Here is a 17,597-nt window from a genome sequence, read left to right on the forward strand (position 1 = left end):
CCAGACGTAGGGGCGGCCGAGCGCGGAGCGGGCGGCGGCGACGGCGGCGGCCGCGCGGGCGGAGGCGGCCGGGCCGTCGTCGAAGCCGGGGAGGAGGCCGTCGCGGCGGGAGCGGGAGGCCCGGTCGTGGGCCTCCCGCTCCGACGGGGACAGGGAGTCCAGCAGCCGCCGTGCCTCGGCGAGTTTCCGCTCGACGGTGCGTTTGTGGGTGGCGGCCGCCCTGCGGCTCCTGTCGAGTTCGGCGAGGGCGCGGGTGGCCTCGGCGCGCTCCTGGGAGATTTCACGCAGGGTCCGCCGCAGGTCCTTCAGTTCGCCGGCCTGGTGGGCGCTGATCCGGTCGAGGGCGGCGGCCCGGTCGAGGTAGTCGGCCGGGTCGTGGGAGAACAGCAGGGCGAGGAAGGGGTCGAAGCCGGAGCGGTACTGGGCTCCGGCGACGGCACCGAGCGACTCCCTGAGGTCGTTGACGCGCTGCTGCTGCCGGGCGATGCGGTCCTGGGAGTCGCGTACCCGGTCGCGCAGGAGGCCGGCGCGCTCGCCGGCCTGGTTGTAGGCCTCGGTCGCCTTCTCGGCCTCCTGGTGGAGGCGGTCGACCTCGGCCCGGGCGTCGCCGTGCGGCGCGGCGACGGCCGAGCCGGCCGGTACGGCGCCCAGGGCGGTGGTCGCGGCGGTCAGAAGACCGGCGACGGCGGAGCCCCGGTCGAACCCGGAGGACGGTACAAGGCGGCGATGGGACCCCACGGGAAGCCGCGCTCCTTCCACTGGCGGACAGGGAAACGCGGCAGACAGTAGCCCCCCGGCAGCGGAGCCGACCAACGGCCTGCGCGGCCGTGACAGGGTGAGGCCCCGCCTCTGACGCAGGTCACAGGCGGGGCGGACGACCGTCCGGCGCCAGGGCGATTCCCTCGAACGGGGGGCACCGCGTCCCTGACCCGGGAAAGTGAAGGGCCGCGGGCTAGACCCGGACGCCGAACATGAACGGGCCGCCCATGGTGTTGAACGACTCGTAGCGCACGACGGTGCCGGGGCGCGGGGCGTGCAGCACCTGGCCGTTGCCCGCGTAGAGACCCACGTGGTGCAGGTCGTTGAAGAAGAAGACCAGGTCGCCGACCTTGAGCTGGCTCATCGAGTAGATCCTGGTGCCCGCGCCGGTCTGCGACTCGGAGGTGCGCGGGAGGCTGACGCCGGCCTGGGCGTACGCCCAGGAGGTCAGGCCCGAGCAGTCGAAGGAGGAGGGGCCGGCGGCACCGTAGACGTAGGGCGAGCCGAGCTTGCTCTGGGCCGCGGCGAAGGCGGCGGCGGCGCGGCCGGAGCCGGCCGGGACGTTGACGGAGAGGACCTGGCGCTCGCTGGCGCGCGTGGCGCGGTTCTCCTTCTCGGCGAGCTGGGCCCTCTCCTGGGCCGTGAGGGAGTTGAGCAGCCGCTGCGCCTCGGCGAGCTTGGTCTGGGCTTCCTTCTTCTTGTTGCCCAGCTCGGTGCGGGTGGCGGCGAGGTCCTTCAGCTTGGCGCTGGCCTCGGCCCGCTCCTGGGCGAGTTCGCGCTGTTTGTCCTGGATCTTCTTCAGCGACTCGACCTGCTGGCCGCTCAACTGGTCGAGCGTGGAGGCCTTCTCCAGGTAGTCGTCCGGGTCGGCGGACAGGAAGAGCTGGAGCGAGGGGTCTATCCCGCCGGTGCGGTACTGGCCGGCCGCCACCGAACCGAGGTGGTCGCGCAGCTGGTTGAGCTCCTGCTGACCGCGGGCGACGTTGTCCTGGATGGTGGAGATCTCCTTCTGGAGCTTCTCCTGCTTCTCCTTGGCCCCGTTGTACTTCTCGGTGGCCTGCTCCGCCTGCTGATAGAGCTTGTCGACCTGGGACTTGACCTCGTCCTTGCTGGGCTTCGCACTCGGGGCGGCGTTCGCGGCCTGGGCGCTGACGGCTACGGCCGCCGCTGCCACGGTGGTGAGCACGCTCACACGGGCGCGGCTCGGCTGCTTGGGTCGACGGTGGGACGCCACGAAAGCGAGCTCCTTCTTCTGAGTGATCACCCGCTCGGAGGTTCGACGCCTGACCCTAGTGACCTCATCGTGACGAATTCAAATCCTCCGCCGAAAAATCCCGGCACGCAATGCTTTTTTTGCCTTCAACTCACCAGAAGTGAAGTCAGATTGACGCTGAGTCGCGTGACAGTCCCAGTAATTCCCGCCTTGAACCCGTACGCTGCCGTTGAAGCGCATATTGCTTTATGCCCGTTTTCAGCCGCGCGACAGACGCTTGAGGAGAACCGCCGACGCGACCGGCCGCGCACCCGCTTTCGCGACCCCGTCGGCCACCTCGCGGTCGGTGGAGGCGACGACGACCGGCCGGCCGGGCGGCTCGGCCCGCACCAGCTGACGGATCAACTCGTCCGCGGTGACGCCCGGTTTGGAGAACAGCACCCGCACCCCGCGCGGCGGCGCGAGCAGCACCGGCGCGGCCAGCTCGGCCCCGTCGAAGACACAGGTGACCTCCGCGCCGGTCTGCGCGGCGAGCTGCGAGAGCTGGCCGAGGAGCCTGAGCCGCTGCTTCTCCAGCGGCATCTGGGGATAGCCGGTCTTGGTGACGTTGTAGCCGTCGACGACCAGATGCGCCTGCGGCAGCGCGAGCAACTGGTCGAGGATCGCCGGGTCGTGCTCGGACAGCGCACGGGCGGCGATGTCCTTGGAGGTCATCCGGCCCGGCTCCACCGCGTCCACGGTCTCGGCCGGCCGCACCGACACCGGCGGCAGCGCCAGCTCCCGGCGCAGCCCCTGCGCCGCGTCGAGCACGGTGTCCAGCAGCAGCCGTATCCGCATGTCCTCGACGCTGCGCCCCTCGCGGGCCGCCCTGCGGGTGGCCTCCAGCGCGGCCTCCGCCTCGCCCAGGCGCGCTTTGAGCCGCCGGGTCTCGCTCTCGGCGGCCGACACCTGCGCCTGACCCTCGGCGCGCACGGCCTCCAGCTCGGCGCGCACTTTGCGCAGCGCGGCCTCACCCCGCTTGACGTCGCTGAGCGCGGCCCGCAGCTTGCGGTGCAGCGACTCGGTCTCCTTCCGGACGGTGTCCAGCTCGGCGCGCAGCCGCTCGGTGTCGGCCCGGGTCTGCTCACGGGCCGCCGCCAGCTCGGCGCGCAGCCGCTCCAGCTCGGCCCGGCTCTCCTCGTCGGCGCGCTCGGCGTCCGCCCGCTGGGCCTCCTCGCCGGCCGCGGTCACCAGCTTCACCCAGCCCGCCGGCCGCAGTACATAGGCCGCGGCCGCCACGTCGAGCGGGTCCGCGGCCGGGGGCGGCGAGCCGGAGTCCAGGGCGCCGGACAGCTCCGGCTGGCCTTCTCTGAACTTCTCCCCGATGCGCTGGCGGAACACCGGATCGGTCTCCAGCGCCGCCGCCATCGCGTTGCCCGCGAACTTCGCCCGGCGGCTGGGGGTGAACCGGGCGTACTGCCGCAGCTGCGCCGGCAGCTCGCCGGTCCTCAGCCCGCCGAAGGCGTCGGAGACGATCTGGACGACCCGGCGGCGCACCCCGTCGGGCAGCGGACGGTCGAGCACCTCGGCGGCGCCGTCGCCCGGCCCCCCGCCTTGTGACTCCACCATCCGTCAACCCCAATGCTTGCGGGACCCCCGTGGGGGACCGTCCGTACGAGGCCCGCTCCGCTCAGGAGCCGGCGCCCGGCCTGTCCACGAGTTCCACCTGGTCCACGGCGTTGCACCAGCGGCAGCGCACCGACTCGACCGTCTCACTGACCACCTCGCGCTCCTCGACCCTGGGCTCTCCGGCCAGATCGAGGTGGACGTACTCGACGACCTTCGACGAGCGCGTCACGTCGAAGCGGGTGAGGTTGCCGCAGAGGGTGCAGCGCCACCGCGTGGTGGCGGTCGGCAGGGGAACCGTCATCGTGACTGTTCGCTTTCCTTCTAGTTTCCGTGACGCGCCGGCTTCCCCGGAACGTGTGGCACGTAACCCTACGGCCTGGCGGCGACTCGTCGCTGGGTGTGTCCATGACGGCGAGGCGGTCCATGAGGTTGCGTCCGGTTACGCCATGCTCTGTGCACATGACCGGCAACAGGAACACGGTGGCCGTCCGGGCGGTCCGGCTGCTGAGGGCAGTCAGGGCGGTCGGGGCCGTACGGACCGCGCGGGCGCCGGTGACGTGCGCCCTGATCGTCCTGTGCTGCCTGGTCTTCGTGACCGGCCCGGCGGCGGGCCTGAACCCCGGCTACGGCACCGGCGACGCGCTGCTGCTCGCCCAGCGGGCGTACTTCCGGCACTGGGGCGTGATCCCCGCCGAGCTGTTCACCGGCGTCCCCCGGGCCGCTCTCACCCCGGCGACGGCCCTGTTCGTGCACGGCAGCTGGGTGCATCTGCTCGGCAACATGCTCTTCCTCTACGTCTTCGGGGCGATGACCGAGGAGCGCATGGGCCACGTCCGGTTCACGCTGTTCTACGTCGGCTGCGGCTACCTCGCCCTGGTGGGCTACGCGGCCGCCAACACCGCCTCCGGGCAGTCCCTGGTGGGGGCCTCGGGGGCGATCTCTGCGGTCCTCGGCGCGTTTCTCTACCTGTTCCCCCGGGCCAGGGTGACCAGTCTCCTCCCGTTCCTGTTCTTCCTGCCGCTGCGGTTTCCCGCGTGGGTCGTGCTGCCGTTCTGGGCGGCCCTGCAGTGGCTGGCCGCCGGGCGCGCGGCGCAGGGGCCGGGCGTGGCCTACCTGGCCCATGTGGTGGGCTTCGTCCTCGGTTTCGTCTGCGCATGGGCCGGATTCGGCCGGGAGACTAGAGTGAAGGCCGCCCCTGCTCCGGCCCCCGAGGGAGAGAAACAGCCGTGATCACCGCGATCGTCCTCATCAAGACCAGCGTGGACCGGATCCCCGAGATCGCCGAGCGGATCGCTTCGCTGGACAGCGTGAGCGAGGTGTTCTCCGTGACCGGGACGTACGACCTGATCGCCATGGTGCGGGTGCGGCAGCACGAGGATCTGGCGGAGGTCATTCCGGGGCGGATCAGCAAGATCCCCGGGGTCGAGGCCACGGACACGCATGTTGCTTTCCGCACGTATTCGCAGCATGACCTCGAGGCCGCGTTCGCCATCGGGCTGGACTCGTGAGGGGCGCCGGCGCGTAAGCGTCTGCGGGGCGCGGAATGTGCGCGGGTGCGGGCTGTTCGTGGTTGCTCGCGCAGTTCCCCGCGCCCCTGCCGTCACTTACCCGACCGTGGGGATGCAGCGGCCGTTTTCCGTGCGGTAGCGCCACTTCGCGCCGTTTGTGACCAGTTCCCGCACCGCCGTCACGAAGCGGTCCACGTGCTCGTCGGGGGTGCCCGCACCGAAGCTGACGCGGACGGCGGCGTCGGGACCGCCGCACTCGCCCCGGGTCCGCGGGTCCCCGTCGAGCAGGGTGTGGAGCAGGGGGTGGGCGCAGAAGAGGCCGTCGCGGACACCGATGCCGTACTCGGCGGAGAGCGCGGCGGCGAAGTGGGAGCTGTTCCAGCCCGCGACCACGAAGGAGAGCACGCCGACTCTCGGGGCGTCGTCGCCGAAGAGGGACAGGATCCTCACCTCCGGGATCCCGGCCAGCCCCTCGCGGACCTTGCGGATCAGGTGCTGCTCGCGTGCGACCAGCGTGTCGAAGCCCGCCTCGGTCAGTGCCTTGCAGGCGGAGGCGATGGCGTGGGCGCCGATGACGTTCGGGGAGCCGGCCTCGTGGCGGGCCTCGCTGTCGTGCCACTGGACGTCCACTCCCCCGTCGGTGCGCCGCGCGACCCTGCGGCTCGCGCCGCCGCCCGCCAGGTACGGCTCGGCCTCGCGCAGCCAGTCGGCGCGGCCGGCCAGCACGCCCGCGCCGAAGGGGGCGTACAGCTTGTGGCCGGAGAAGGCGACCCAGTCGACGTCGAGGTCACGGACCGAGACCGGGTGGTGCGGGACCAGCTGGGCGGCGTCCAGGACGATGCGGGCGCCGTGGGCGTGCGCGGCGGCGGCCAGTTCCCGTACGGGCCACAGCTCGCCGGTGACGTTGGAGGCGCCGGTGACGCAGACCAGGGCCGGGCCGTAGGGGTCGCGGTCGGCCAGGGCCTGCTCCAGCGTCCGCACCGCCTGCTGCGGGGTGCGCGGGGCGTCCAGGCAGGTGACCCGTGCGTGCTGCCAGGGCAGCAGTGCGGCGTGGTGCTCGGTCTCGAAGACGAAGACCTGGCAGCCGGCCGGGAGCGCGCGGGCCAGGAGGTTCAGGGAGTCGGTGGTGGACCGGGTGAAGACCACCTGGTCCCCGCTGCGGCAGTCGAGGAAGTCCGCGACCGTCCTCCGGGCGTTCTCGAACAGGTCGGTGGAGAGCTGGGAGAGGTACCCGGCGCCGCGGTGCACGCTGCCGTAGTACGGCGCGTACGCCGCCACGTCGTCCCAGACCCGCTGCAGGGCGGGCGCGCTGGCGGCGTAGTCGAGCGCGGCGTAGGTGACCTCGCCGCCGGTGACGAGGGGAACGGTGACATCTCCTCCCAGAACAGGCAGAGGAGCACAAACGGACTGGTCGACGGCGACGGTGGAGACAGACATGGGCGAACTCCCGTGAAGGCAGGCGGATTCACCACGCGAGCGGGCACGGCACGGCGCGGCACTGCACGGCACGGCTCAAGCGTGGAGAGAGGTGAAAAGGGGGTGCGGAGGCGGGGCTCTACGCCCTAGCGCATTCGCTTGCTCACGGAAGGCTCCCTCGTACGACCCCAGGACCCCTGGACTGTCCACTCGGAAGAGTGCGAGGGGTCCGCGCTTGCCGTGGGCCTCGCTGCCCACGGCCTGGTCCTCACCCGGGGCACCCCGCCACGGACGGAGGGTTGCCGGACAGCCGGCCGGGGCCACATGGCTGTCACTCATGACCTGTGGTGGAACGTACGTGAACTGATCGCGGTCCCGCAACCCGTGTCCGGATTGCGGGACCGTACGCCCGTTCCGGCCGTTACGCGTTGCTGGCCGCCACCCAGCGTTCCAGTGTGCGCTTGGCCGCCCCGGAGTCGATCGACTCCGCCGCGCGGTCCATGCCGGCCCGGAGCTGCTCGGCGAGCGTGCCCGGGCCCGGCTTCAACGCCACCAGCGCCGCCGCCGAGTTCAGCAGGACGGCGTCCCGTACGGGCCCCTTCTCCCCGTCCAGCACGCGCCGGGCGACCTCGGCGTTGTAGGAGGCGTCCGCGCCGCGCAGGGCGTCCACGGGCACCAGCTCGATGCCGACGTCACGCGGGTCGAAGCGCTCCTCGGTGACCTTGCCGTCCCGGACGATCCACACCCGGGAGGTGGAGGTCGTGGTGAGCTCGTCCAGGCCGTCGTCGCCCCGGAAGACCAGGGAGGAGTGGCCGCGCTCGGCGAAGACCCCGGCGACGACCGGCGCCATGCGCGGGTCCGCGACCCCGACGGCCTGTGCCCGCACCCTGGCCGGGTTGGTCAGCGGGCCGAGCACGTTGAACACCGTGCGGATGGCCAGCTGGCCGCGTGCGGCACCGGCGTGGCGCAGCGCCGGGTGGAACTTGACGGCGAAGCAGAAGGTGATCCCGGCCTCCTGGGCGACCTCGGCCACCCGCCGCGGGGTCAGCTCCAGATTGACGCCGAGCTTCTCCAGCACGTCGGAGGCCCCGGACGCGGAGGACGCGGCCCGGTTGCCGTGCTTGACGACACTGGCGCCCGTGCCGGCCACGACGATCGAGGACATCGTGGAGATGTTCACCGTCTTCGCGCCGTCGCCGCCCGTGCCGACGATGTCGACGGTCTCGCCCGGCACCTCGATCACGTTCGCGTGCTCGTACATCGCGCGGACCAGACCGGTGATCTCCTCCACCGTCTCGCCCTTGGCCCGCAGGGCCACCACGAACCCGGCGATCTGCGCGTCGGTCGCCTCGCCGCGCATGATCAGGTCCATCGCCCAGGCGGTCTCGTCGGCGGTGAGGTCCCGGCCCTCCAGCAGGCCGTTCAGCAGGACGGGCCAGGAACGGCCCGCCGCGGTGTCGCCTCCAGCGGGGGTCACAGCGCTCATCAGCCGCTCCTGGGTCGGTGTCCCGTACTGCGGGACGTGAATCTCGAACAGGTTCCACCCTATCCAGCCCGGCGCACGGCGAGAGGCCCCGTCCGAAGCTCGGACGGGGCCTCTCGACTGTGGCGTGTGGCAACGCTCAGCGGTCGGTGATCAGTGGTGGCCGTGGCCGCTCGTGATCTCCTTGTACTCCTCGACGGTCGGCTTCTGGACCTGGCTGTCCTCGCCGTAGTACGCGTTGCTGAGCTTGGCGCGCAGCTTCTGCGTGACACCCACCTTGCGCTCGACGCCGTTCTCGTCGACCGTCGGGCCGATCTCGGCCAGCTCGTACTGGTGGTGCGCCGTGAGGGTGTAGAGCTGCTCCTGGCTGAGCGGCTCGTGGACCTCGATGAACTCACCGTGCGGCAGGCGCTTGATGATGCCGGTCTCGCGACCGTGCAGCACCTTCTCCTTGTCGCGGCGCTGCAGGCCGAGGCAGATCCGCTTGGTGACGACGAACGCGACGATCGGTCCGAGGAAGAAGCCGATCCGGACGAACCAGGTGACCGCGTTGATCGACAGGTGGAAGTGCGTGGCCCACAGGTCGTTGCCGCCGCCGACCAGGGTGATCAGGTACATCGTGATCCAGGCGACACCGAACGCGGTACGCGTCGGGGCGTTGCGCGGGCGGTCCAGGATGTGGTGCTCGCGCTTGTCGCCGGTGATCCAGGCCTCGATGAACGGGTAGAGCGCGATCGCCGCCAGGACCACACCGAAGAGGACCAGCGGGATGAACACGCCCAGGACGAGCGTGTGACCCCAGAAGTTGATCTCCCAGCCCGGGAAGAAGCGGATCAGACCCTCGGCGAAGCCCATGTACCAGTCGGGCTGGGCGCCGGTGGACACCATGTCCGGACGGTACGGGCCGATCACCCAGACCGCGTTGATCTCCACGATGGCCGCGATGGCCGCGATGACACCGAAGACCAGGAAGAAGAAGCCCCCGGCCTTGGCCATGTACACCGGCATCAGCGGCATGCCGACGACGTTGTTGTTCGTCTTCCCGGGGCCCGCGAACTGCGTGTGCTTGTGGTAGAAGACCAGGATCAGGTGAGCCACCATCAGGCCCAGCATGATGCCCGGCAGCAGCAGGATGTGGATCGAGTAGAACCGCGCCACGAAGTCGTGACCGGGGAACTCGCCGCCGAACAGGAAGAACGAGATGTACGTGCCGATGACCGGCACGGACAGGATCGCGCCCTGCGTGAAGCGGACACCGGTGCCGGAGAGCAGGTCGTCCGGGAGCGAGTAACCGGTGAAGCCGGTGAACATGCCCAGGACGAGCAGCAGGAAGCCGAACAGCCAGTTGACCTCACGCGGCTTGCGGAACGCGCCGGTGAAGAACACGCGCATCATGTGCACGAACATGCCGGCCACGAAGATCAGCGCGGCCCAGTGGTGGATCTGCCGGATGAGCAGACCACCGCGGACGTCGAAGGAGATGTCCAGGGTCGAGCTGAAGGCCTCGCTCATCAGCTGTCCCTGCAGCGGGACGTACGACCCGTGGTACACCACCTCGTTCATCGACGGGTGGAAGAACAGGGTCAGGTACACACCCGTGAGGATGATGATGATGAAGCTGTACATGCACACTTCGCCCAACATGAACGACCAGTGGTCGGGGAAGATCTTGCGCATGTTGGCCTTGGCCAGGGAGTAGATCCCGAGCCGACCGTCGGCCCAGTCGGCGAACTTCTCGCCGGCCGGTGCCTTCCCGCGCGAGCGGCCCGCCGCGTCAGCGGCAGATGGATTCGTGTTCGCTGATGTACTCATCCGCGCTCCCAGAATGCAGGACCGACGGGCTCCTCGAAGTCGCCGAGCGCCTGGAGGTAACCCTCGCTGTCCACACCGATGCGCAGCTGCGGCAGGGCGTGGCCGGCGGGACCGAAGATCACTCGGGCACCGTCGGAGAGGTCGAAGGTGGACTGGTGGCACGGGCACAGGGCGTGGTGCGTCTGCTGCTCGTACAGGGAGACCGGGCAACCCACGTGGGTGCAGATCTTCGAGAAGGCGACGATGCCCTCGTGCCCCCAGTCGAGCTCCCGCTTGTCCTTGATGTCGCCCGGCTGGAGCCGGACGATCATCAGGGCGGCCTTGGCGATCTCGGTCTGGAAGTTCTCGTCGGTCTCCTTCAGCCCGTCGGGCATGGCGAAGGTGAGCGAGCCGACCGTGAGGTCCTCGGGGCGCAGCGGCTGGTGGGTGTTCATGTTGACGAGGCGCTTGCCCTTGGCCCACAGCGTGTGGCGCAGGCTGGTCCCGGGCAGCGGGCCCAGGTCGCGCAGCAGTACGACGCCGGTCAGCGGCACCAGGGTGAGCGCGCCGAGCATCGTGTTGCGGATCAGCTTGCGGCGGCCGAGCGCCGACTCCTTGGCGCCCTGCTTGAAGTCCGCGTGGACCTTGGCACGGACCTCGGGGGACGCCTCGATCGGGTGACGCTCGTCGGCGACCTCCACGTCGGACATCAGGGTGCGGGCCCAGTGGACCGCGCCCGCGCCGATCGCGAACAGCGCCACGCCCAGCGTCAGGCCCAGCGCGAAGTTCAGCGCGTTGATGTGCCCGATCGGGAAGATGTAGGTCGACTTGTCGACCGGGATCGTCACGTACGAGGCGATGAAGCCGAGGGTGGCCAGCATCGACACCGTGAACAGCAGGGCGACGGTGCGCTCGGACCGCTTGGCGGCCCGCTCGTCGACGTCCTGGATCCGGTGCTCGTGGGGCGGCAGACCCGGGTCGGCGAACGGGTTCCGTTCGTCCGCCACGGAGACCGCGCCGCGCCCGCGCTCGTGGGTGGCCTGCTCTGCGGGCAGGTTCTCTTCTGGAATGTCGTGGCTACTCATGACTTCTTGGCCTTTGCGGTCCGAGCGGCGACCCAGATGGCGATCACGATCAGGCTGCCCATCCCGAAGATCCAGGCGAACAGGCCTTCGACGACCGGTCCGAGACCGCCCAGTTCCATACCACCCGGGGTCGTGGTCTCGGGACCGTTGACCTCGTTGAGGTAAGCGATGATGTCCTTCTTGTTCTGCTCCGACAGCACGCTGTCGGGGAAGGACGGCATGTTCTGCGGGCCGGTCTGCATGGCCTCGTAGAGGTGCTTGTTGCTCACACCCTCCAGCCCCGGGGCGTACTTGCCGTACGTCAGCGCACCGCCCTTGCCGGTGAAGTTGTGGCACTGGGCACAGTTGTTGCGGAACAGCTCACCGCCCACGGCAGCGTCCGCCCCGGCGGGGTTGTACTGGTTCTTCGTCGGCACGGCCGGGCCGGCGCCGAGCGAGGCGATGTACGCGGCCATCTGGTCGATCTCGGCCTGGTTGTACTTGACCTTCTTGCGCGGGACCTGCGCGCCCGGCTGCTGGGCCGGCATACGGCCGGTGCCCACCTGGAAGTCGACCGCCGCGGCGCCCACGCCCACCAGGGTCGGACCGTCGGTGGTGCCCTCACCACCGGTGCCGTGGCAGCTGGCACAGCCGACCAGGTAGAGCTTCTTGCCCTCTTCGATAGCGAGGGACTGGGCGGTGTCGTCGGCCTTCGCCTTGCTCGCGGGCGCGAACGCGGTGTACAGCCCCCCAGTGGCCGCCAGCGCAAAGAGTAGGACGACGACCGCCGCCAGCGGATGGCGTCGTCGTGCGGAGAGCTTTTTCACGATTACCCCGGTGTCAGGATCTTCTACGTCGATGCTTGCGGACTTGGATCGGCTCGTCGGCTACTGAATGAGGTAGATCGTGGCGAAGAGTCCGATCCAGACGACATCGACGAAGTGCCAGTAATAGGACACGACGATGGCCGCTGTCGCCTGCTCGTGGGTGAACCTCCGGGCTGCGTAGGTACGGCCGAGCACCAGCAGGAAGGCGAAGAGGCCACCCAGCACGTGCAGGCCGTGGAAGCCGGTGGTCAGGTAGAACACCGAGCCGTACGGGCCGGAGGAGATGGAGATCCCGTGCTCCGCCACCAACGCGGTGTACTCGTAGATCTGGCCACCGATGAAGATCGATCCCATGATGAAGGTGACGATGAACCACATCCGGAGCTTCTTCACGTCACCGCGCTCGGCGGCGAAGACGCCGAGCTGGCAGGTGAGTGAGGAGAGCACCAGGATCGTGGTGTTCACCGACGAGAAGGGGACGTCGAGAGCGCCCACCATCTCCTTCCAGTACGCCGGACCCGTCACCGAGCGCAGGGTGAAATACATCGCAAAGAGGGCCGCGAAGAACATCAGCTCGGAACTCAGCCAAACGATGGTTCCGACGCTGGTGAGGTTCGGTCGGTTGACCGACGGGTGCGCGTGCCCGGTTTCTACTGTCGTTGCTGTCGCCACGCCGACATTATGTCGGTCGCTTATCTCGCCCTCACCCCCGGGGGTGCTGTTCGGAGTGTCCGGGGGGTGTGCCCTGCCCGTACGGCCCATCGAAGAGCTGTTCCAACCGCTGTCGGGCGGGGGTGGGAGGGGGTAGCATCCGCGCCATCGGTACCCGTAGGTTCCCGACGAGTTCCCGATCAACGACGCGGAGGAACAATGCAGGCGACCGCCACGGTGCTGGTCTACAGCGACGACGCCAACACCCGGGAGCAGGTGCGGTTGGCCTGCGGCCGCCGGCCGGCTCCGGACGCCCCTGTGGTGGAGTTCCTCGAGTGCGCCACGCCCGCCGCGGTGCTCAAGGAGCTGGACAGGGGTGGGATCGACGTCTGCGTCCTGGACGGCGAGGCCGTGCCGATGGGTGGCATGGGGATGTGCCGGCAGATCAAGGACGAGATCTTCAACTGCCCGCCGGTGCTGCTGCTGATCGCTCGGCCGCAGGACGCGTGGCTGGCGACGTGGAGCCGGGCGGACGCGGCGGTCACCTTGCCGGTGGAGCCGGTGGAGTTCGCTGCCGCGTTGGCTTCTCTGTTGCAGAAGAAGGCTCTGAGCAGCGCCTGAGCTCTTGAGCTGCGCCTACGAGCTCGGGACGGCCCGTTGTCCTGCGGCTGCGGGCCGTCCTGGGTTGGGCGCGCCCACGCGGCAGAGCCGCATGTCGACACAGCCCCGCGCCCCTTCCCGTTGCGCGCCCCGTGCTTTCAGGCTCTGCAAGGCATCTACAGGCTCTGGGGACGTAGTCTGGGCTGGTTTGCCCTGGGGGCGTCCGCTGTGGTCAGGGCGCTGCCCTGGAGCCACTTCTGCCAGGGGATGTTCCAGTCGCCGAAGCCGTTGTCGAAGGGTTCCATCGGGTCGCCGTCGGAGTTGACGACCTGGACGATGTCACCCTCACGGATGGTGTCGAAGAACCACTTGGCGTTGGGGGTGCTCATGCCGGTGCAGCCGTGGCTGACGTTGGCCATGCCCTGGGAGCCGACGGACCAGGGGGCGGCGTGGACGTACTCGCCGCTCCAGGTCACCCGGATGGCGTAGTACACGGGCAGGTCGTAGGAGTCCGCGGAACCGGCGGCAATGCCCACGGTGCTGCTCTTCATCCGTACGAAGTACTCCTTGGCCAGGACGACCTTGATGCCGTTGCGGGTCTCGAAACCGGACTTGCCGGTGGTGATGGGGATCTCCTTGATCTTCTCGTCGTTCTTGTAGACCGTCAGCCGGTGTTTGGCGGCGTCCGTGACGGCCACGACGCGGTCGCCGATGGTGACCCTCAGCGGCTTGGCGGTGCCGCCCCACAGCCGGTCGCTGATCTTGATGTTCTCCAGGTTGCTGCGCACCTCGATGGTGGCGTGGGCAGGCCAGTAGAACTGGGGGCGGTAGTGGAGCTCCTTGTCGTTCACCCAGTGCCAGGAGCCCTGCACGGCGGGCGTGGAGTCGACCTTCAGGGCGCGCTCCACGATGGCCCGTTGGCCCTTGTCCGTGACCGGCTGGTCCAGTTCGGCCGTGATGGGCCGGCCGACGCCGTAGGTGCCCTCCTGCGGCCCGAACTCGACGTTCAGGCGCTTGGGGTCGGCCGGCTCACTGGTGTCGAAGGCGAGGACCTTGCGGCCGGGTTTGCCGCCGCCGTTCTCCGTGCTCACGGTCACCGTGTAGTGGGCACCCGCGGCGAGCGGTGAAGTGCTGTGCCAGCGGCTGCCGTCGGCGGCGAGTTCACCGGAGACGTAGCGGCCCGTGGCGTCCACGGCGGTGACGTCCGTGATCCGGCCGTCCGCGCCCTCGGCGGTGACCTCCAGGGGCTTGGCCGGGTCGACCTTCCTGCCGATTTCCTGGGGGCCGCTGAACGAGATCTGGTCCGCCGCGTCGTAGGGGGCGGCGGCCAGCGGGTTGCCGTCCGCGTCGCAGGCGGTGACGGTCGCCCCCAGGGCTGCTACCAGCAGGACGCAGACGGTGCCGCCGGTGTACGGAGTGGTGGTGCGCATGGGCTCACGCTAAAAAGCTTCGCCAACTCCGGCACGATTAATCACCCATTCGAGTGAGGGCCCCTGGCAAACGCAGCAGCCCGGACACTCCGTCAGGAATGTCCGGGCCACCGGTGTTCAGCGAGGGTTACTGGGTGCGGTTCTCACCGCGGTAGTACTCGAAAGTCCAGCCCAGCACGCTGAGCAGGATGATCGGCACCGAGAAGTACAGCAGCCACCAGCCGACCGCGATACCGAGGAAGCCCAGCCCCCAGCCGAGGCCGAGGCCGAGCGGCTGCCAGCTGTGCGGGCTGAAGAAGCCCAGCTCGCCGGAGCCGTCCGCGACATCGGCCTCCTTGTTGTCCTGGGCACCCGCGTCGACCCGCTGGGCCGTGAAGCCCAGGTAGAAGCCGATCATGATGGCCAGGCCGAAGGCCATGAAGAGCGTGGTGGTGCCGATCGGCTCCTTCGACCACACGCCGTAGACGATGGCCGTGATGAGCAGGAAGACGCTCAGCCACATGAACATCTTGCCCTGGATCTTCACTTGCCTGCCTCCTTTCCAGCAGCGAGGGCCTTCTCACCGCGACCGGCGTTCTCGAGCTGGTCGAGCGCGGCGATCTCCGGGTGGTGCAGGTCGAACGCCGGGGATTCACTGCGGATCCGCGGCAGGGTGATGAAGTTGTGCCGCGGGGGCGGGCAGGAGGTCGTCCACTCCAGGGAGCGGCCGTAGCCCCACGGGTCGTCGACGCCGACCGGCTTGCCGTACTTGGCCGTCTTCCAGATGTTGTAGAAGAACGGCAGGACCGACAGGCCGAGCACGAAGGAGAAGATCGTCGACAGCGTGTTCAGCGCGGTGAAGCCGTCGGCCGCCAGGTAGTCGGAGTACCGGCGCGGCATGCCCTCCACGCCCAGCCAGTGCTGGACCAGGAAGGTGCCGTGGAAGCCGATGAACAGCGTCCAGAACGTGATCTTGCCCAGACGCTCGTCGAGCATCTTGCCGGTCCACTTCGGCCACCAGAAGTGGAAGCCGGCGAACATCGCGAAGACGACCGTGCCGAAGACCACGTAGTGGAAGTGGGCCACCACGAAGTAGCTGTCGGTGACGTGGAAGTCCAGCACCGGCGAGCCCAGGATGACACCGGTCAGACCGCCGAAGAGGAAGGTGATCAGGAAGCCGATCGACCACAGCATCGGTGTCTCGAAGGACAGCGAGCCCCTCCACATGGTGCCGACCCAGTTGAAGAACTTCACCCCGGTCGGGACCGCGATCAGGAAGGTCATGAAGGCGAAGAACGGCAGCAGGACACCACCGGTCGCGTACATGTGGTGCGCCCACACCGTCACCGACAGACCCGCGATGGCGATGGTCGCGCCGATCAGACCCATGTAACCGAACATCGGCTTGCGGGAGAAGACCGGGATGATCTCACTGACGATGCCGAAGAACGGCAGCGCGATGATGTACACCTCGGGGTGCCCGAAGAACCAGAACAGGTGCTGCCACAGCAGCGCACCGCCGTTGGACGACTCGAAGATCTGGGCGCCGAACTTGCGGTCCGCCTCCAGCGCCAGCAGCGCGGCGGCCAGCACCGGGAAGGCCAGCAGCACCAGCACACCGGTCAGCAGCACGTTCCAGGTGAAGATCGGCATGCGGAACATGGTCATGCCCGGCGCGCGCATGCAGATGATCGTGGTGATGAAGTTGACCGAGCCGAGGATGGTGCCGAAGCCCTGCATGGCCAGACCCATGACCCACAGGTCACCGCCCAGACCCGGCGTGTGGATCGCGTCCGACAGCGGCGTGTAGCCGGTCCAGCCGAAGTCGGGCGCGCCCTGCGGGGTGAGGAAACCGCTGACCGCGATGAGCGAGCCGATCAGGTACAGCCAGTAGGCCAGCATGTTCAGCCGCGGGAAGGCGACGTCGGGGGCGCCGATCTGCAGCGGCATGATCCAGTTCGCGAAGCCGGCGAACAGCGGCGTCGCGAACATTAGCAGCATGATCGTGCCGTGCATCGTGAACGCCTGGTTGAACTGCTCGTTCGACATCACCTGCAGGCCCGGACGGGCCAGCTCGGCACGCATGAGGAGCGCCATCACGCCACCGACGACGAAGAACGCGAACGCCGTCACCAGATACAGCGTTCCGATCGTCTTGTGGTCCGTGGTCGTCAGCCACTTCACCACGACGTTGCCCGGTTGCTTGCGCCTGACCGGCAGCTCGCTCTCGTAAGAGTTTTCAGCTGCCGCGGCACCCTGAGGTTCGTTGAGGATGCTCACAGCTTCTTCGTCTCCCGGTTCTTCTCGTGGCTCGTCTGCGCGATGCCTGCGGGAACGTAACCGGTCTGCCCCTTCTTAGCGAGGTCCTTGAGGTGCTGCTCGTAGCGCTCGGGCGAGACGACCTTCACGTTGAACAGCATCCGGGAGTGGTCCTGGCCGCAGAGCTCGGCGCACTTGCCCCGGAAGGTGCCCTCCATGGTGGGGGTCACCTGGAAGGAGTTGGTGTGGCCCGGGATGACGTCCTGCTTCATCAGGAACGGCAGCACCCAGAAGGAGTGGATGACGTCGCGCGAGGTGAGGACGAAGCGGACGGTCTTGCCCTTCGGCAGCCACAGGGTCGGGCCGGGGTTGCCGTTCTGGGGGTTCCGCGTGCCCGGAATGCCGTAGTCGTAGACACCGCCGGCGTTGGCCGGGAAGTCGTTCTTGAACCGGTCCGGGATGCCGGCCAGGTTCTTGTTGGTCTTCGCGTCACCGGTCACCCCGGGGACGGGCTCGATGTAGTTGAAGGCCCAGGACCACTGGTAGCCGACGACGTTCACCGTGACGTCCGGCTTCTTGGACATGTCCAGGAGCTTCGACTCGTCACGGGCCGTGAAGTAGAAGAGCACCGAGACGATGAGGAGCGGGACCACCGTGTACAGGGCCTCGATGGGCATGTTGTACCGGGTCTGCGGAGGTACCTCCACCTTGGTGCGACTGCGCCGGTGGAAGAAAGCACTCCACAGGATCAGACCCCACACCAGGCAGCCGACGACGAGCGCGGCCGCCCAGGACCCCTGCCACAGGGAGAGGATGATCGGAGCCTCTTCCGTGGCCGGAGTGGCCATACCCAGCCGGGGAAAGTCCTTGTATGTGCAACCGGTAGCGGTCGCCAGGACCAGGCCCGCAGTCAGTGCCTGCAGCAGCTTCCGCCGCATCGGGCGCCGCGGCGAGCGGTCGGAGCCGTTGGGACTCACGTAGCGCCTTCCCGAGAGTCTCGCCCGCGCGG

The 17,597-nt window shown here is 68.9% G+C and carries 17 protein-coding genes and 1 riboswitch; of the genes, 3 read left to right on the forward strand and 14 right to left on the reverse strand.

Annotated elements, in window-relative coordinates; all coding sequences use genetic code 11:
• The 4 genes from DEP02_RS14420 to DEP02_RS14435 form a co-directional block, all read right to left on the reverse strand.
• Positions 1–738: coiled-coil domain-containing protein (locus DEP02_RS14420; RefSeq protein WP_112467721.1), on the reverse strand; the 738-nt coding region annotated here is incomplete at its 3' end.
• A gap of 214 nt (positions 739–952) precedes the next feature.
• Entirely contained in the window at positions 953–1,993 is a 1,041-nt protein-coding gene (locus DEP02_RS14425) for a C40 family peptidase (RefSeq protein ID WP_112467761.1), read from the reverse strand.
• Positions 1,994–2,230: 237 nt separating this feature from the next.
• A complete protein-coding gene (locus DEP02_RS14430; protein WP_112467722.1) occupies positions 2,231–3,580 on the reverse strand; it encodes an NYN domain-containing protein in 1,350 nt (449 codons plus the stop codon).
• Positions 3,581–3,641: 61 nt separating this feature from the next.
• Positions 3,642–3,881: a hypothetical protein gene (locus DEP02_RS14435; protein ID WP_112467723.1), complete on the reverse strand. Its 240-nt coding sequence runs from the start codon at positions 3,879–3,881 to the stop codon at positions 3,642–3,644.
• Positions 3,882–4,039: 158 nt separating this feature from the next.
• On the opposite strand from DEP02_RS14435, the gene DEP02_RS14440 reads away from it, so the two are divergent.
• Positions 4,040–4,810, forward strand: a complete 771-nt coding sequence (locus DEP02_RS14440) for a rhomboid family intramembrane serine protease (RefSeq protein ID WP_112467724.1) — start codon at positions 4,040–4,042, stop codon at positions 4,808–4,810.
• A complete protein-coding gene (locus DEP02_RS14445) occupies positions 4,807–5,088 on the forward strand; it encodes an Lrp/AsnC family transcriptional regulator (protein ID WP_073952588.1) in 282 nt (93 codons plus the stop codon). Before DEP02_RS14440 ends, DEP02_RS14445 begins: the two co-directional genes overlap by 4 nt.
• A gap of 96 nt (positions 5,089–5,184) precedes the next feature.
• On the opposite strand, the gene DEP02_RS14450 is transcribed toward DEP02_RS14445, so the two are convergent.
• The 6 genes from DEP02_RS14450 to ctaE all read right to left on the reverse strand — a co-directional run bounded on the left by DEP02_RS14450 (position 5,185) and on the right by ctaE (position 12,341).
• Positions 5,185–6,525: an aminotransferase class V-fold PLP-dependent enzyme gene (locus DEP02_RS14450; RefSeq protein WP_112467725.1), complete on the reverse strand. Its 1,341-nt coding sequence runs from the start codon at positions 6,523–6,525 to the stop codon at positions 5,185–5,187.
• 205 nt (positions 6,526–6,730) lie between these two features.
• Positions 6,731–6,847, reverse strand: a riboswitch (SAM riboswitch).
• A 78-nt stretch (positions 6,848–6,925) separates the two neighbouring features.
• The gene (gene trpD, locus DEP02_RS14455; RefSeq protein WP_112467726.1) at positions 6,926–7,990 is read right to left on the reverse strand and encodes an anthranilate phosphoribosyltransferase; all 1,065 of its coding nucleotides are present in this window, start codon (positions 7,988–7,990) and stop codon (positions 6,926–6,928) included.
• Positions 7,991–8,140: 150 nt separating this feature from the next.
• Positions 8,141–9,799, reverse strand: coding sequence for a cytochrome bc1 complex cytochrome b subunit (gene qcrB, locus DEP02_RS14460; RefSeq protein WP_112467727.1), 1,659 nt, complete (start codon positions 9,797–9,799; stop codon positions 8,141–8,143).
• Positions 9,796–10,863 carry a cytochrome bc1 complex Rieske iron-sulfur subunit gene (gene qcrA, locus DEP02_RS14465; protein WP_112467728.1) on the reverse strand — a complete coding sequence of 356 codons (1,068 nt, stop codon included), beginning with the start codon at positions 10,861–10,863 and terminating at the stop codon, positions 9,796–9,798. The genes qcrB and qcrA overlap by 4 nt, the downstream gene beginning before the upstream one ends.
• The gene (gene qcrC / locus DEP02_RS14470) at positions 10,860–11,669 is read right to left on the reverse strand and encodes a cytochrome bc1 complex diheme cytochrome c subunit (protein ID WP_112467729.1); all 810 of its coding nucleotides are present in this window, start codon (positions 11,667–11,669) and stop codon (positions 10,860–10,862) included. The genes qcrA and qcrC overlap by 4 nt, the downstream gene beginning before the upstream one ends.
• A 60-nt stretch (positions 11,670–11,729) precedes the next feature.
• On the reverse strand, positions 11,730–12,341 hold the full coding sequence (gene ctaE, locus DEP02_RS14475; protein ID WP_232839115.1) for an aa3-type cytochrome oxidase subunit III: 612 nt from the start codon (positions 12,339–12,341) through the stop codon (positions 11,730–11,732).
• A 198-nt stretch (positions 12,342–12,539) separates the two neighbouring features.
• Between ctaE and DEP02_RS14480 the strand changes: the two genes are divergently transcribed.
• Complete coding sequence (locus DEP02_RS14480) at positions 12,540–12,941, forward strand: response regulator (RefSeq protein WP_112467731.1); 402 nt, start codon at positions 12,540–12,542, stop codon at positions 12,939–12,941.
• A 155-nt stretch (positions 12,942–13,096) separates the two neighbouring features.
• On the opposite strand, the gene DEP02_RS14485 is transcribed toward DEP02_RS14480, so the two are convergent.
• From DEP02_RS14485 to ctaC, 4 genes are all read right to left on the reverse strand, one after another.
• Positions 13,097–14,350 carry a L,D-transpeptidase gene (locus DEP02_RS14485; RefSeq protein WP_112467732.1) on the reverse strand — a complete coding sequence of 418 codons (1,254 nt, stop codon included), beginning with the start codon at positions 14,348–14,350 and terminating at the stop codon, positions 13,097–13,099.
• Positions 14,351–14,477: 127 nt separating this feature from the next.
• Positions 14,478–14,876, reverse strand: a complete 399-nt coding sequence (locus DEP02_RS14490) for a cytochrome c oxidase subunit 4 (protein WP_112467733.1) — start codon at positions 14,874–14,876, stop codon at positions 14,478–14,480.
• Entirely contained in the window at positions 14,873–16,609 is a 1,737-nt protein-coding gene (ctaD, locus tag DEP02_RS14495) for an aa3-type cytochrome oxidase subunit I (protein ID WP_112467734.1), read from the reverse strand. The genes DEP02_RS14490 and ctaD overlap by 4 nt, the downstream gene beginning before the upstream one ends.
• Positions 16,606–17,565: an aa3-type cytochrome oxidase subunit II gene (gene ctaC, locus DEP02_RS14500; RefSeq protein WP_112467735.1), complete on the reverse strand. Its 960-nt coding sequence runs from the start codon at positions 17,563–17,565 to the stop codon at positions 16,606–16,608. Before ctaC ends, ctaD begins: the two co-directional genes overlap by 4 nt.
• Positions 17,566–17,597: the final 32 nt, after the last annotated feature.

The sequence above is a fragment of the Streptomyces triticisoli genome (genome assembly GCF_003270085.1).
GTDB lineage: Bacteria > Actinomycetota > Actinomycetes > Streptomycetales > Streptomycetaceae > Streptomyces > Streptomyces triticisoli.

Coding starts and splice junctions, on each gene's coding strand:
- DEP02_RS14430 (WP_112467722.1), bottom strand. CDS start 3,580: ATGGTGGAGTCACAAGGCGGGGGGCCGGGCGACGGCGCCGCCGAGGTG.
- DEP02_RS14435 (WP_112467723.1), bottom strand. CDS start 3,881: ATGACGGTTCCCCTGCCGACCGCCACCACGCGGTGGCGCTGCACCCTC.
- DEP02_RS14440 (WP_112467724.1), top strand. CDS start 4,040: ATGACCGGCAACAGGAACACGGTGGCCGTCCGGGCGGTCCGGCTGCTG.
- DEP02_RS14450 (WP_112467725.1), bottom strand. CDS start 6,525: ATGTCTGTCTCCACCGTCGCCGTCGACCAGTCCGTTTGTGCTCCTCTG.
- trpD (WP_112467726.1), bottom strand. CDS start 7,990: ATGAGCGCTGTGACCCCCGCTGGAGGCGACACCGCGGCGGGCCGTTCC.
- qcrB (WP_112467727.1), bottom strand. CDS start 9,799: ATGAGTACATCAGCGAACACGAATCCATCTGCCGCTGACGCGGCGGGC.
- qcrA (WP_112467728.1), bottom strand. CDS start 10,863: ATGAGTAGCCACGACATTCCAGAAGAGAACCTGCCCGCAGAGCAGGCC.
- DEP02_RS14480 (WP_112467731.1), top strand. CDS start 12,540: ATGCAGGCGACCGCCACGGTGCTGGTCTACAGCGACGACGCCAACACC.
- DEP02_RS14485 (WP_112467732.1), bottom strand. CDS start 14,350: ATGCGCACCACCACTCCGTACACCGGCGGCACCGTCTGCGTCCTGCTG.